Origin of the sequence: Billgrantia sulfidoxydans (assembly GCF_017868775.1) — a bacterium.
Classification (GTDB): Bacteria; Pseudomonadota; Gammaproteobacteria; order Pseudomonadales; family Halomonadaceae; genus Halomonas; species Halomonas sulfidoxydans.
Map to the genome: position 1 here is coordinate 2,605,108 of NZ_CP053381.1, position 14,257 is coordinate 2,619,364.

Here is a 14,257-nt window from a genome sequence, read left to right on the forward strand (position 1 = left end):
CCCCCTTCACTCCGCCACACGCTCCACCAGTTCCATCTCGTCGCTGGTCAGCAGCTTGTCGATATCGACGATGACCAGCATGCGGTCCTCGAGACTGCCCAGCCCGCTGAGGAAATCGGAAGAGAGCGTGACCCCGAACTCCGGCGCCGGCTTGATCTGGTCGGGCGAGAGCGTCATGACGTCGGACACGCCATCAACGACGATCCCGACGACACGATCCTCGACGTTGACCACGATCACCACCGTCTGGCCGCCGTACTCCACCTTGTCGAGGTGGAACTTGATACGCAGGTCGACGATCGGCACGATCACCCCGCGCAGGTTGGTCACCCCCTTGATGAAGTCCGGCGCATTGGCGATTCGCGTGACGTTCTCGTAGCCACGGATCTCCTGCACCTTGAGAATGTCGACGGCATACTCTTCGTCGCCCAGCGAGAACACCAGGAATTCACGGTTGTGGGCTTCGGCAGCGGCGAGTGCCGCATCGTTCGTCTGGCTCATGATCAGTTCTCCAGCGCGTTTTCGGTCAGGACTTCAAGTGTCTGCAATCCCCGCTCGGGCCGGCGCTTCTCCTTCTTGGCCCGGCTGAGGCGATGCAAGCCGGTGATGTCGAGGATCAGCGCCACGCTGCCATCCCCGAGGATGGTCGCGGCGGAGACCCCCGGCACCTTGCGGTAGTTGGTTTCCAGGTTCTTGACCACCACCTGCTGCTGGCCGACCAGGTCGTCCACCAGCAGGGCATAGCGACGCCCTTCGCCCTGCACGATCACGGCGATGGTCTCGGTGAGCGTGGTCTTGGCGTTCGGCACGTCCAGCGCCTCGTGTACCGCCACCACCGGCAGGTACTCGTCGCGGACCTTGAGCACCACGTCGTCACCGGCCATGGCGTAGAGATCCTCCTTGGCCGGCTGCAGTGACTCGAGCACGGCGGACAGCGGCAGAATGAACATCTCGTTGCCGACCTTGATCGACATGCCGTCGAGAATCGCCAGCGTCAGCGGCAGCACGATGCGGATGGTGGTGCCTTCGCCCGGCGTGGACATGATCAGCACGTGCCCGCCCATGCCCTGGATGTTGCGCTTGACCACGTCCATGCCCACGCCGCGGCCGGAGACGTCGGTCACCTCCTTGGCAGTGGAGAAGCCGGGAGCAAAGATGAGCTGCCACACCTCGTCGTCGCTCATGGTGTCGGAAACGGGCAGGCCGTTCTCGCGCGCCTTGGCCAGCAGCCTGTCGCGATTGAGACCGGCGCCGTCGTCGATCACCTCGATGATGATGTTGCCGCCCTGGTGCCGGGCCGACAGCACCAGCTTGCCGGTGCGCGGCTTGCCAGCCGCCTCGCGCACGTCGGGCGGCTCGATGCCGTGATCGAGGCTGTTGCGCACCAGGTGCGTCAGCGGGTCGATGATGCGCTCGGTCAGGCTCTTGTCGAGCTCGGTGGCCTCACCCTCGGTGGTGAGCTCGATCTCCTTGCCCAGCTTGCCCGCGGTCTCGCGAACGACCCGGGGGAAGCGGCTGAAGACGAAGTCCATCGGGATCATGCGGATCGACATCACCGACTCCTGCAGATCCCGCGCGTTGCGCTGCAACAGGCTCATCCCGTTGAGCAATGCGCTGTCGGCGACGCCGTCCAGCTCGCTGACGGTCTGGTCGAGCATCGACTGTGTGATGATCAGCTCGCCCACCAGGTTGATGATCTGGTCGACCTTGTCGACCGATACTCGAATCGAGGTCGACTCGCCGCCCCCCTTGGCCTTGTTCTTCGCCTTGGCGGGTTTGCCATCGTCGGCAGCCATGGCGGCGGCCGCCGGCTTCGGCGGCTCCGCCACCGGCTCGGCAGGTGTCTCCTGCGGCGTGGGCGTGGGCTCGCCAGCCTGCATCGCCGGCGTGCCTTCGGCGGCGCGGATGTTGACCTGTTCGGCATCGACGATGAAACACATCACCGCCTCGATGTCGTCATTGCCGACCGACGAGGCGAGCGTCACCTCGTAGCACGCCTCGTCGCCACCGTGGGCGATGACCTCACCCAGCTGGCCCAGCTCTTCGACCAGCAGCTGACGGTCCTTCTCGCCCACGTTGAGCAACGTCACGATGCAGTGATTCGAGCCTGCCTCGCCGTCCTGCTCGCTCGCGGCGACGGGTTCCGGCGGCGGCTCCGGTTTGGGCGCCGGCGCTGAGGGCGCGCCCCCCTCCAGATCCTGGCCGATCTCTTCGAGCGCAATCTGCTGGAGCGTCTTGCAGATACGCTCGAAGGCCTCCTGATCGGGCTCGTCGCCGTTGCGGTAGGCGTCTAGCTGATCGCTGAGCATGTCCTTGGTTTCCAGAAAGGTATCGACGATATCCCGGCGCAGCTTGAGCTCGCCCTTGCGGGTATGGTCGAGCAGGTTCTCGAACAGGTGTGTGGTCTTCTGCAGCACGTCGAAACCGAACGTGCCCGCCCCTCCCTTGATCGAGTGGGCCGCCCGGAAGATGGCATTGAGATGCTCGGTATCCGGTGCCTCCACGTCGAGCTCCAGGAGGTAGCGCTCCATGTCGGCCAGCAGCTCTTCGGCTTCCTCGAAGAAAGTGTCATAGAAATCCGTGATATCCATGCGCTTCACCACCTGGTGTCAAAATGGGTTATTGGGGATTGAGGGTACGGCGCAGGCCTTCAGTAAATTGCTGTACGGGCGCCAGGTCGACCTCGCTGTCGAGGCGGGTGCTCATCGGACTCGGCACGCCCGGGCCGTTGAGAATGCTCGGCCGGCGAATGTACTCCGCCACCTCCGGCAGCAGTACCAGCAGCTCGATCCGGCGATTGTCCGCATCGAAGGGGTCGGTATCGGGCAGCAGCACGCGATCGGCGAAGCCGGATACCCGCAGCAGCTTGTCCGAGTCGAACCCGCCGGCGACCAGTTCGCGGCGCGACGCATTGGCCCGATCGTTGGAAAGCTCCCAGTTGCTGTAGCCCCGGTAGCCGCCCGCATAGGGCCGGCTGTCGGTGTGCCCACCGATACTCAGGTCGTTGGGCAGGTCGTTGAGCAGTGGCGCGATGGTACGCAGAAGGTTGCGCATGTAGGGCTCGACGCGGTCGCTGCCGATGGCGAACATGGGTCGCTGTTCGGTATCGAGTAGCTGGATACGCAGCCCCTCGGGCGTCAGATCGAAGCGCATCTGCTGGCGCAACTCGCGCAGCTCGGGGTCGGCATCGATCACCGTCTCGATGCGCCGCTGCAGATCCATGAAGAAGCGCCGCTGCTGCTCGCTTGGACGCGAGAACTCGCGAGTGTCGATACGCGCCCGCTCGCCCTCGCTGTGAGCCGGGTCGGGGCCGCCACCGGGAATGGCCCGGGTGCTGCCGGCACGATCCCCGCCGGTGACGGCACTGACCAAGGGCGTGCTGAAATAGTCGGCCACCCCTTCGCGCGCCTCCGGGCTTGCCACCGAGAGAATCCACATCACCAGGAACAGCGCCATCAGGGCCGTCATGAAGTCGGCCAGGGCAATCTTCCAGCTCCCGCCATGGTGAGCGTGGACGACCTTCTTGCGCCGAATGATGATCGGACGCTTGTCTCCCCCCGCACTCATTCTGCTGCCGCACCCGACTTGGCATTACGCACATAGGTCTCGAGCTCGGTGAACCCGGGGCGCTCGGCGGTATGCAAGGCCTTGCGGCCGAACTCCACCGCCAGCTGCGGCGCGTAGCCGTGCAGGCTGGCCAGCAGCGTGATGCGAATGCACTGGAGCATCTTCTCCGCTTCCTTGGCCTGGCGCTCGATGGTACTGGCCACCGGATTGACGAAGCCGTAGCCGATCAGGATACCGAGGAAGGTACCGACCAGGGCGTGGGCGATCATCTCGCCCATCTGCTCGGGGCCGGCATCGGCGTAGGTCAGCGCCTTGACCACCCCCATGACGGCCGCGACGATACCGAACGCGGGCATGGCATCGCCCACCTTGGCGATGGCATCCGCGGGGATGTGTGCCTCCTGCTCGAAGGTCTCGATCTCGTGGAGCATCAACTCGTCGATCTCCATCGGATCCATGCCACCGGCCACCATCAGGCGCAGGTAGTCGGTCAGGAAATTCATGATCATCGGATCGGCCAGCACCTTGGGGTGCTCCTGGAACAGCACGCTCTCCTGCGGGCTGTCGATGTCGCGCTCGATGCCGAGCATGCCCTCGCGGCGAACCTTGGTCAGCAGCTTGAACTGCACTGCCAGCAGCTCCATGTACATCTGTTTGTTGTACTTCTTGGTACGCCGCAGCTTGGGAAGGATCTTGAAGCTCGCCTTGATCGCCTTGCCGTTGTTGGCAGCGATGAAGGCCCCGATCCCGGCCCCACCGATCATCAGCAGCTCGGTCGGCTGGTAGAGTGGCCCAAGGAAGCCCCCCGCCAGCACGAAGCCGCCGAAGACACACGTTATGACTACGAGGTAACCCAGCAGAATCAGCACAACCGATACCCTTCAATGGATGCAAGCCGTCGTTACCATTGCTTATCGGCCAAGCGGCGCCACACTTGAGGCCCGGCGGGCTAAAAAGAACGACCGGCCTTCGGCCGACCCATCCAGCCCCCAACGACAAGACGCCGCCCGAAGGCGGCGTCTTGCTACGCAGGTGTGCCGGTCACAGCAACGTCAACCGACGCGCTTGAGCGAAACCTCACGACCGACGGCCTGCTCCGCCTCGCGCTCACGGCGCTTGCGCGTCTTGCCGGCGCGCGAAGGCGGCATGCAGATACCGCAGACATAGTCATGGTCCGGCGTGTGGGCATGGGCGACGAAGCGGCCACTGCAGTGGGTGCAGGTCGACAGCTGCAGGAGTTCGCTCTCGAAGAACCTGACCAGGGTCCAGGCGCGGGTCAGGCCCAGCACCGGCTCGGCCTGATCGATGCTGACCTGCTCGCCGTAGAGCCGGTAGGCGGTAACGAAGGCCTGCATCCGCTCGCACTTCTGCTCCTCGACCAGGCTGCGATAGATGTTGAAGAACAGCGAGGCGTGTACGTTCGGCAGCCAGGTGATGAACCAGTCGGTGGAAAAGGGCAGCATGCCCTTGGGCGGCGACATGCCACGCACTTCCTTGAACAGGCGAATCAAGCGGGCACGACTCAGGTCGGTCTCGGTTTCCAGCACCTGGAGACGAGCCCCCAGTTCGATCAGCTCGATGGCGAGCTGAACCTGCTGCATCTCCTCGACGAGGCTTTTCTGCGACATCGCTCACACCCCCCGCGACAGGGATGCGGTACCACGACCCGCCATGAGCAGCGAGGCATGGAACTGCGACAATCCATTGTCACGGGGGTTATCGATCACTTGACGCAGCTGCTCGGCGCCATCGAAGCCGAAGTGGCAAAGCAGCTGGTTGGTGCGAGCCAGGCGAGTCAACTGGGCGGCACCGAGCGACACGAGCAGATCGGCAGTCTCGTCATCGATCTTGAGACGAAACATGGCCGCCGCGCGGTCGTCGTTGAGCAGGCGCTGTGCCAGCAGCAGATAGGCGAGGTTGAGCTCCTGGATCTCATCCAGGTGATTCGTGTTCATCATTCAGTTTCCCTGCACGCTGTTGATTCGCGTGTCCTTTGTTTTCTTGTAAAGCACTTATTCAGGACTACGGCCTGGAGATACGTCGGATGGATCAACGACATGACCAGGCAGCACCTGATAAGGACATATCTCACACAGGCATTGTGACCACTGTTTTAATACCTGCCAACCTTTCTCAACGCAACATAACCTCAGCCGAAAAGATGAAGCGACTAAGCCTCAAGGATTAAATTGTTAACGCCTTGTGCCGCAACATAAAAAAAGACACATTAAAGGCTTGACAAATCCAGAAAAAAGCGCATTCGTTTACAATTTTTTACAAAAAACAGGCTGTCCGTTTCAACGCTGCTCTTGCGCTTCCGCAAGCTCATACACCCATACGAGCAATTCGGCGATCACCTGGTACAGCATCGGAGGGATGCGCTCGTCCAGATCCAGCCCCATCAGCAGCGCCACCAGCTCGGGGGCATCGTGAACGTAGATACCCTGCCGTCTGGCCTCGGCCAGAATCCGTTCGGCCATGTCGCCATAGCCCTTGGCCAGCACTCGCGGGGCATCATCACCCTCGCGGTAGGCCAGCGCGACCGCCTGGCGTCGCCGCTCAGGCTTCGGCTCCGTCATCGGCTCCTCCCCCGTCCATTGCTCCCCCCTCCCAGGGGCCGGCATCGATCAGCACCGGCGACAGCCCCGCCTCCTGAAGCCGCTGCTCCAGCTGCGGCAGCCCCCTCTTCAGGACCGACAGGCTACCCTCCTCCCTGGCCAGCAGTTGAAGGCGAAGGTGTGTCTCCTGCAGCCACAGCGCCACCCGAATCTCGCCCAGGCTTGGCACCGTGAGCTGGAGCTCGGAGTGCCAGGCCTCCTGCTGCCCCTCACCCTGACCCTGTTCGGTGCCCTCATGCTCATGCCGGGCACCGGCAGGCAGTTGGATCATCAAGGCCATGAAGATACCGGACCAGACGTCCCCTTCCCAGCGCAAGACGGGTGTGACCAGCATCTCGAGCTGATGCCGGACCAGCCCCTGGAGGCTTTCGTGGACCGGCTCCCCTCCCGTGGCCCGGGCACGAGCCGGCGGCTCGCCCTCCGCCTGCCCGGCCAGCTCCGCCCCTGCCACCCGTGACGCCGCCGGCGCCGGGGTGTCGCGCGCCGGGGCTTGAGACGGTGCCGGCATCTCGCCCCCGGCCCTCTCGCCACGCGCCGCTGCCGGATACAGCGACTCGGTGGCGACATAGGCGCTGGCTGCGGATGCTGCCTGCCCCGGCAAGGCCTGTCCAGGGGCTGGTGGCGCGGGCCGAAGCAAGCCGGGCTGCCCCGTAGCCGGCGCACCGGTGGCCGGCGCCCCGGCACCGGCCACCGGCGCCGGGGCGGGAGCGTTAGCCGGTGCCGCCGGCGTGAAGCGCAGCGTGCGCAGCATCTGGGGTTCACGTTCCAGCTGCTGGCGACTCATCTCGCCGCGGTACCAGCGGGAAAGATGCGCCTCGTAGAACAGTCCGCTGTCGCGCACGCCGGTTTGCAGCCGTTCGGCCAGGATAGAAGCGCTGGGGGCTTCGCCCGAGGTCATCAGCGGAGAGTTCGGACTGAGTACCGACGGCGGGGCCGGGAAGCGTACCAGCAGGTCGGCAATGGTACGCGCCGAGGGGCTGAAATGGGTCTGAAAGGATGCGGGAGACGGCGCCGGGTCGCTGCGCGATACCGGCACTTCGCCACGTTGATTGGGGGTTGCGGTGCCCTGCAGCGGCGCCATGCCGGGGCGGCGCCCCTCCAGGCGGGAATCGCTGTGCAGCGCCCTGGGCCCCTCGCCGGGGTCGACCGGTCTGACCGGCTCGGTCAACTCCCGCGGCGGGGCGGTATCGATACGCTTGCCCAGCACCTGATGAAGCAGCGTATCGAGCAGTGGCGTGATGCCACTCACGACGTCTCCGGGTCGAACTTGCCGGCAGCATCGATCACGGAGGCCGCCTGCTTGCCGTAACTGCGATGCAAGTCACGCTGGCGCCGGCTGGTATCCATGAGCTGCCCGAGCTCGCTGCGGCGCGCCATCAGCTGCTCACGGATCGCCAGGTCATCGGCCAGAATGGCCTCGAGCAGTTCGGCCTTGCACTGCAGACCTTCGTGATCGAGCCTGGCGTCCTTGTCGAGCTGGCGGACCCGATCGACGAGCTGCAGATAGCCCGATTGACGCTCGATGAGCGCATCCCACTCTCCGGCGCGTGCCAGTTCGAGCATGACGGCAACCTGTTGCCTGAGTCGGGTATAGCCGTCGAGTACGGCACGAGTGGTCGACATCGCCATCTCAGCCTTGCGCTCCAGCGCCGCCTATTTCTCGCCACGCCGAGGCGATGTCGTCCAGCAGCTTCTCGGCCTGGTCGAGGCTCTCCTGATCACTGTGCAGGTTGGCCGCCAGCAGCAGCCGACCGACGTAGTCGTAAAGCGAGCCCAGCCGATCGGCAATCTCGCCCCCTTTTTCAATGTCCAGCGCTGCCAGCAGCCCATTATTGACGATGTCGAGCGCCTTGGAGATGGCCTTGCCCTTCTCCACGGTATTGCCCGCCTGCATGTGGATGCGCGCCGCGCGGATGGCGCTCAGGGCACCGTCGAACAGCATCACGATCAGTTGATGCGGCGAGGCGGACATCACGGCGCTCTCGACGCCAACCCTGGCATAGGCACCGGCACCTCGTCCGTAAGCGGCAGCTCCTCGCATGGTACTCATGGGTCGTTCTCCGAAAAATCGTGGCGGCGAAACGGTCACGATGGCGATATGGCATTTTACGGATAGTTTGGCAGGCTTCGCGCCAACGGTTCCGGTGAAAAGCCCGCGACCTTGGGGTTATTTCCTGTTATCGGCGCGAAGCGCGTCGACTTTAGCCACGCACCGGAGCACTCACGTCGAGACGGGCACCTCTTCGACCATTTCTCCCAGGCGCGACGTGACATCCCCGCGCAGTACCTCCCCGAGCGCGTCTCCAGGCGGAGCCACATGCTCGGTCAGCTGTACCTGGAAGGGCTTGCCCTGCTGGTCGAGCCGCTGCACCCAGGCCAACGCGCCGCCGGAGAAACGCACCAGCGAGCCCACCGGGCGCAGCCCGAAGCGCTGCACGTATCGCTTCACCCAGCGCGGGTCGAACTGGCCAGGTGACTTGAGCAGATGCCGGTATACCGCGTCGATGCGCCAGGCGGGGCGGTCGGAGCGGTCGCGCCGCATGGCATCCACCACGTCCACCACCGCACTCATGCGGGCCAGCTCGGGCAAGCCTTCGCTCGTTGCCCCCGCCGGGTAACCGCTGCCATCGAGGCGTTCGTTGATGCCACCCACGACCGCACTCACGACCCCCGCCGCCAGCCATTGGCAACTGCCCAGCCGCTGCTTCAGCAGCATCACGTGCTCGCGGAGGCGAGCCCGCGCTTCTGGCCCCAGCGATTCGGCGGCCAGCAAGCCGGGGGGCAGCAGCCCCTTGCCCAGGTCATGCACCATGGCGCTGGCAGCCAGCGCCTTGCGTACGTCCCGCGGCACCGAGCCGCTGTTAGCCAGGGCCAGCACATGTACGGCAACCCCAAGCCCATGGCGGACCAGTAGTGGCTCCTGCCCCAGGCAACGAGTGGCGAACAGCAGCGCCTCGATGTCCTCCTCGGCCAGTTGGAGCAGCATGTCGGCATGGCGCGAGAGTTGAACCGAGTCGATCTCGTCACCCTGCTGCAGCTCGAGCAGTTGGGCATCGAGGTAGCCTGCCACCCGTGCCAGCCGACGCGCCATCGGTGTCGGGTAGGCCTGCAGGTTGCGCCTGCCGACCGGGGCCGAGGCGCCTGCCGACTGGCTCTGAAACAGCATCGAGGGCAGGCGGCCGACATCGGCATCATCGCCGTAACGCGACGACTCGCGCTCGATCTCGCGAACGAAGAACCACAGCTTGCGCTCCTGCTCGGCGGTACACTTCTCGAACTGGAACCCTACTCTCAGGGTCTGGCGATCGCTATCCGCCACCGTGTGGCGCGGCACCGCCTGTACGGTGAAGCGCGTATCGTTGGGAAAGCAAAGCTCTACCTCGACCAGCACGGCCTCGGCCAGCAGCGCAGCGGCCGAGGCGGGCAGTTCCAACTGACACCCCTGCTGGGAGAGATCCTTGAGGTCCCCTTGCACTGCGGTCTCGCCCTCGGCACCGCGCACGATGGCGCCGACTTCCATGCCCAGTCGCAGGCGGGCACGAAAGGACTCGCGCCGCTGCAGTTCTTCGAGATAGTGAGGATATTCGCAATGACACTGCACCCGCCCCCCCGCCGTCTCGACCTGCCGCGACTTGAGCGCCGGCGTGCGGATCATCTTGCCCTGCACCTGCCCCAGCAGGCGAAAGCCGACCCCGCGCTTGAGCTCACCCATGATTTCGCGAACGGCGGTGATATCGAGCAGAAGGGATTGCGGCGCCGCCTGCTCCATCACTACCACCGGCATGGGCGTGCTGTCGGGCTTGTCAAGCAGCAGTGAAGCTCCGCCGGGCTGGATCAACCGCTCCAGCAGCGCCTCGATCTCGCTCGGGCTCCCCACTCGAAGAAATTCGTCCTGAACCTGCGCCATCCTCGCTATCCCGCCCCTTCGGTAATGGTTTAGTGGTTATCGTCTGGCCACGACTGAGCCCCGGCCGTGAGCGCCTCACCGTCGAGCGGTATCGACAGGCTGTCACCTTGTCCGGGCACCGCGCCTCGTTGCGTCAAGTAGGCCTTAAGCTTTTCGAGAGGCATCGGGCGGGCAAAGAAGAAGCCCTGGAAGACGTCGCAGCCGTGCGCCGCCAGGAAGTCGCGCTGCGCCGCTTCCTCGATGCCTTCGGCCACTACCAGCAGCCCCAGGTGATGGGCCATGGAGATGATACCCTGCACGATGGCGCTGTCGTGGCGATTGACAGTGACGTCACGTACGAAGCTGCGGTCGATCTTGATCTTACCGATGGGCAGCTGCTTCAAGTAGCTCAAGCTCGAGAAGCCGGTGCCGAAGTCATCGATGGACACCTCCACTCCCATGTCGCGCAGACGATGCAGCGTCTCGACGGCCGCCGCGGTATCGCTCATCAGGATGCCCTCGGTGAGCTCAAGCTCGAGGCAGTCCGGCGACAGGCCGGTTTCCAGCAGCGCCTGCTGCAGGTTGCTCAGGAAATTGGCGCGGCGGAACTGCAGCGGTGAGAGGTTGACCGAGACGCGATAGCGGCCGTACCCCTTGGCGGCCAACCGACACATGTCACGGCACGCCTGGCGCAGCACCCATTCGCTGATCGGCCCGATCTGGCCGGTGTCCTCGGCCAGCGGAATGAACAGCCCCGGCGAAAGGTACCCCTTGACCGGATGCTTCCAGCGTACCAGCGCCTCGAAGCCGACCACCTGCCCGCCCTGTGCGGCGAGCAGGGGCTGGTAGTGCAGTTCGAAGTTCTCGGCCTCGATCGCTTCCTGCAAGTCGTTGCGCAGCGCCATGCGCTCGCTCACTTCGTCATTGATATCGCTGGTGAAACACTCCCAGGCGTTGCGCCCCTTCTGCTTGGCTCGGTACATCGCCATGTCGGCCTGCTGGATCAGCTCGACGGGATTTTCCAGCTCCTTGCGAAGGAAGGCGATGCCCACGCTGGCGCCGATGTAGAGTTCGTGCTCGCCAACCCGATACGGGCGTCCGATACAGGGAAGCAGCCTCTCGACCAGGCGGATGGCATCCTCTTCGCGCTCCAGCTCGGGCAGCAGGATGACGAACTCATCGCTGCCGAAGCGGGCCAGCGTATCGCCCGGGTCGAGCTCATCAGCCAGGCGCTGGGCGGCCTGGATCAAGACCTGGTCGCCCACTTCGTGGCCGAGGCTGTCGTTGATCGGCTTGAAATCATCCAGGTCGAGGAACAGTACCGCCAGGTGACACCCGTGCCGCTGGGCGAGCAGCACATCGTGCATCAGGTGATCCTCGAACAGCGAGCGGTTGGCCAGCCCCGTCAGCGCATCGTGACTGGCGTGATAGGAAAGCTTCGCCTCGTAGGACTTGCGCTCGGAAATGTCGTGCTGGATGCCGATGAAATGCGTCACGACGCCCTCGTCGTCCCGCACCGGCGCCAGGTAGAGATTGTTCCAGAACGGTGTGCCATCCTTGCGGTAGTTGCACAGCGTGACGTTGATTTCGCGCTGTTCGGCAATAGCCTGCCTCAACTGCGCCATGGCCTGGGTATCGGTATCGTTGCCCTGCAAGAAGCGCCCGTTGCGCCCCAACACCTCGTCGCGGCGGTAGCCGGTGATACGCTCGAACGCCTCGTTGACGTAGATGATGGGATTATTGGGCTGCCGGGCGTCGCTGATGATGATGCCGTTGATGCTGGCCTCGACGCTGCGCTGCAGGATGCGGAGCTCCGTCTCGCGGCGGTGCCGCTCCGTCATGTCCTTGGCAATGCCATAAAAGCCGATGATGCGGTCGTTGACCACGATGGGAAGGTTGGTCACGTCCAGATAGACGCTGCGCGCCTCGCGATGCGCAATGGTGACCGTATAGCGGAATGCCTCGCCCTTGTCGGCATCGCGATAGAGGGCAGCGACACGCTCACGGTCGTCCGACTCCACCAGCTTCGAGAAATGCAAGCCGATCAGCTGCTTCAGGGCGTAGCCTGTCACGCTGCTGCAGGCCGCATTGGCCGTGGTGAAATGCCCCTCCAGGTCGAGCGAGAAAACCGCGTCGGGATGGTAGGTGAACATCGAACGGTAGCGCTGCTCGTTCTCTTTCAGCGCTCGACGGTTACGCTCACGCTCCACCGCCAGCGAGACCAGTTCGGCCGCCTCGATCACACGTCGGCGGTCGCTCCGCGCAGGCTCGCCCGGCCGCTGATAGTAAATGGCGAAGGTGCCCAACAGCTGCTGGTTGCTGCCGACCACCGGACAGGACCAGCAGGCCCTCAGGCCATGGCGAGCCGTCAGCGCATGGTAACCGACCCAGCGCGGATCGTTGGCCAGGTCGGCGCATATCACGAAGTCACGAAGGTATGCCGCACGGCCGCAGGCACCGTTATCAGGGCCTATCGTCACCTCCCCGATCGCCTCGCAGTAGGCTTGCGGCAGGCTGACGCTGTACAGTCGCTCCAGCCGTTGCTGCGCCTCGTCGCAGAGCATGATCGACGCGATGCCACCCGGCACCTGGGCCTCGACGATCCGGCAGATCGCCTTCAGCGTATCCTCCAGAGGCTGGTCCCGCGCAATCAGTGTCTGTACGCGCTGCTGTGCCCTCAGGTGACGCTGGGTGCGCGCCAGGGCCAGCGAACGGCGCCGGCCCAGGCCGGCCATGCCGAGACTGAAGGCCAACAGATAGCTCATGACCAACCCGCCCACGGCGACGCCCAACGGCATCAGCCCCGTCAGGCTGGCCCTCTGCGGACCGGCATCGTGGACGCGCATCTTCATGGCCGCGCCGCCCGGCAGCATCACCAGGCCACGTCTGAGCTCCACCCCCTCGATATCCTGGCGGTGGTTGATCGGCAACAGGCTCTCATCACTCTGCAACGAGAGGCGCAGTGGGGTGACCAGCGTATTCACCTCTTCGCGAAACAGGCGCGTGAGATCGAGCACGGCGATCAGCTTGCCATGGGCGGGAGGCGACAGCGGCACGGAGACCAGGGCAAGCTCGGGGTGCGCTTCGTCCGGCAGCACCCAGCGTGGGTAGGGGCCACCCACCGCCAGCCAGTCCAGCAGCCAATCGTGTTTCGTCACCCAGCCGGCGAGTCGAAAATCGCCTTTTTCCCGCCCCCAGCGAAGCTGCTCGTCGAGCCCGGACTGCCAGTGGAGCGCCACCAGGCTCGGCATGTCACGAAAGTAGCCATCGACCTCCACTTCCCGATATCGCCGGGGCGGCAGGCCGCCAAACTCGACCCAGCGCTCCGCCATGCGCTGGATCTCGCGCTGCTTGTTGTCCACCACACGCTCGGCGCTGACCTTGAAGGTGAAGAACAGCTCCGCGGCGTGCTGCTGCCTGGCATCGTACTGCTGCATGGTAAGCGCATACCAGGCAATGCCGCTGGCCAGCACTCCACCAGTCAAGGCCAGGATCATCCCGCGATTCAGCGTGAGCACCACGCTCGGGTGCCGTGCCATCAGCATCATGGCCGTACCGCTCAGCAGCGCGGGCAAGGCGATGAAAGGCGTTGCGAAGGCGCTATCCCAGGGGCCGATGTCCAGCAGGTCGGGCCGCAGCCCCGCCACTACACTCACTCCCCCCACCAGGCACAGGCCAGCCCCTCCAAGCCACCAGGACAAGCGGGCGCGCACCGAGCGATTGCCCGCCATCAGGCAGGCGGCAACGATCAGTACCGCGACGCTGGTCATCGGCGTCAGCGGTGGCTGCCCGAACGTGAACGCCTCGCCAAACGCGGAAGCCAGCCATGCCAGCAGCGGCGCATAAAGGCCGATCGGCAGCAGCAGTGCCCCACAGAGCTGGGCCAACGGCACCCTGCTCACAAGCGTCGCCAACAGCCCTCCGCCAACCAGCACCATGATGGGCAGGCTGATGCCGGGCGGCTGCCACTCGACCGGGAGCTGCCAAGTGGCCAGGCCGTTGACGATGCCCATGATCAGCAGCAACACCGGCACCAGCACCAGCCAGGCATGGAGCGCCACTTGCTGAGAATTGTTGGGCATTCGGTCCCCACTCGCTAATTTCCCTGAGAGGGTTATCGGCAGCGAGCCGGAAGACTTGAGGAGTTCGGCGAGGGTCGTGCAGATCGCCAGGCGTGGCCACAGGA

The 14,257-nt window shown here is 64.7% G+C and carries 12 protein-coding genes; all 12 read right to left on the minus strand.

Translation table 11 applies throughout. The features are described 5' to 3' along the window. Positions 1-6: 6 nt before the first annotated feature. Positions 7-501 carry a chemotaxis protein CheW gene (locus HNO51_RS12020; RefSeq protein ID WP_159552561.1) on the minus strand — a complete coding sequence of 165 codons (495 nt, stop codon included), beginning with the start codon at positions 499-501 and terminating at the stop codon, positions 7-9. Positions 502-503: 2 nt separating this feature from the next. After that, positions 504-2,591 (minus strand): chemotaxis protein CheA, encoded by a 2,088-nt coding sequence (gene cheA, locus HNO51_RS12025; protein WP_209537528.1) that lies wholly within the window; start codon positions 2,589-2,591, stop codon positions 504-506. Between the two features lie 28 nt (positions 2,592-2,619). Next, the gene (motB, locus tag HNO51_RS12030; protein ID WP_209537529.1) at positions 2,620-3,567 is read right to left on the minus strand and encodes a flagellar motor protein MotB; all 948 of its coding nucleotides are present in this window, start codon (positions 3,565-3,567) and stop codon (positions 2,620-2,622) included. Continuing rightward, positions 3,564-4,436 (minus strand): flagellar motor stator protein MotA, encoded by an 873-nt coding sequence (gene motA / locus HNO51_RS12035; protein ID WP_197447583.1) that lies wholly within the window; start codon positions 4,434-4,436, stop codon positions 3,564-3,566. Before motA ends, motB begins: the two co-directional genes overlap by 4 nt. 183 nt (positions 4,437-4,619) lie before the next feature. After that, positions 4,620-5,195: a flagellar transcriptional regulator FlhC gene (gene flhC, locus HNO51_RS12040; protein WP_197447584.1), complete on the minus strand. Its 576-nt coding sequence runs from the start codon at positions 5,193-5,195 to the stop codon at positions 4,620-4,622. 3 nt (positions 5,196-5,198) lie between these two features. Further along, complete coding sequence (gene flhD, locus HNO51_RS12045) at positions 5,199-5,525, minus strand: flagellar transcriptional regulator FlhD (RefSeq protein ID WP_197447585.1); 327 nt, start codon at positions 5,523-5,525, stop codon at positions 5,199-5,201. Between the two features lie 339 nt (positions 5,526-5,864). Next, positions 5,865-6,146, minus strand: coding sequence for an EscU/YscU/HrcU family type III secretion system export apparatus switch protein (locus HNO51_RS12050; protein WP_197447586.1), 282 nt, complete (start codon positions 6,144-6,146; stop codon positions 5,865-5,867). Then, complete coding sequence (gene fliK / locus HNO51_RS12055; protein WP_209537530.1) at positions 6,127-7,434, minus strand: flagellar hook-length control protein FliK; 1,308 nt, start codon at positions 7,432-7,434, stop codon at positions 6,127-6,129. The genes HNO51_RS12050 and fliK overlap by 20 nt, the downstream gene beginning before the upstream one ends. After that, a complete protein-coding gene (locus HNO51_RS12060; RefSeq protein WP_242597113.1) occupies positions 7,431-7,808 on the minus strand; it encodes a flagellar protein FliT in 378 nt (125 codons plus the stop codon). Before HNO51_RS12060 ends, fliK begins: the two co-directional genes overlap by 4 nt. Before the next feature lie 7 nt (positions 7,809-7,815). Then, complete coding sequence (fliS, locus tag HNO51_RS12065; protein WP_209537532.1) at positions 7,816-8,235, minus strand: flagellar export chaperone FliS; 420 nt, start codon at positions 8,233-8,235, stop codon at positions 7,816-7,818. A gap of 171 nt (positions 8,236-8,406) precedes the next feature. After that, the gene (locus HNO51_RS12070; protein WP_209537533.1) at positions 8,407-10,092 is read right to left on the minus strand and encodes an HD domain-containing phosphohydrolase; all 1,686 of its coding nucleotides are present in this window, start codon (positions 10,090-10,092) and stop codon (positions 8,407-8,409) included. 29 nt (positions 10,093-10,121) lie between these two features. Then, positions 10,122-14,153 (minus strand): EAL domain-containing protein, encoded by a 4,032-nt coding sequence (locus HNO51_RS12075; RefSeq protein ID WP_242597114.1) that lies wholly within the window; start codon positions 14,151-14,153, stop codon positions 10,122-10,124. Between the last annotated feature and the right edge of the window lie 104 nt (positions 14,154-14,257).

What these genes read in the sequence shown, in the direction of transcription:
- HNO51_RS12020 (WP_159552561.1), bottom strand. Translation starts at nt 501, where the DNA reads ATGAGCCAGACGAACGATGCGGCACTCGCCGCTGCCGAAGCCCACAAC.
- cheA (WP_209537528.1), bottom strand. Translation starts at nt 2,591, where the DNA reads ATGGATATCACGGATTTCTATGACACTTTCTTCGAGGAAGCCGAAGAG.
- motB (WP_209537529.1), bottom strand. Translation starts at nt 3,567, where the DNA reads ATGAGTGCGGGGGGAGACAAGCGTCCGATCATCATTCGGCGCAAGAAG.
- flhC (WP_197447584.1), bottom strand. Translation starts at nt 5,195, where the DNA reads ATGTCGCAGAAAAGCCTCGTCGAGGAGATGCAGCAGGTTCAGCTCGCC.
- flhD (WP_197447585.1), bottom strand. Translation starts at nt 5,525, where the DNA reads ATGATGAACACGAATCACCTGGATGAGATCCAGGAGCTCAACCTCGCC.
- HNO51_RS12050 (WP_197447586.1), bottom strand. Translation starts at nt 6,146, where the DNA reads ATGACGGAGCCGAAGCCTGAGCGGCGACGCCAGGCGGTCGCGCTGGCC.
- HNO51_RS12060 (WP_242597113.1), bottom strand. Translation starts at nt 7,808, where the DNA reads ATGTCGACCACTCGTGCCGTACTCGACGGCTATACCCGACTCAGGCAA.
- fliS (WP_209537532.1), bottom strand. Translation starts at nt 8,235, where the DNA reads ATGAGTACCATGCGAGGAGCTGCCGCTTACGGACGAGGTGCCGGTGCC.
- HNO51_RS12070 (WP_209537533.1), bottom strand. Translation starts at nt 10,092, where the DNA reads ATGGCGCAGGTTCAGGACGAATTTCTTCGAGTGGGGAGCCCGAGCGAG.
- HNO51_RS12075 (WP_242597114.1), bottom strand. Translation starts at nt 14,153, where the DNA reads ATGCCCAACAATTCTCAGCAAGTGGCGCTCCATGCCTGGCTGGTGCTG.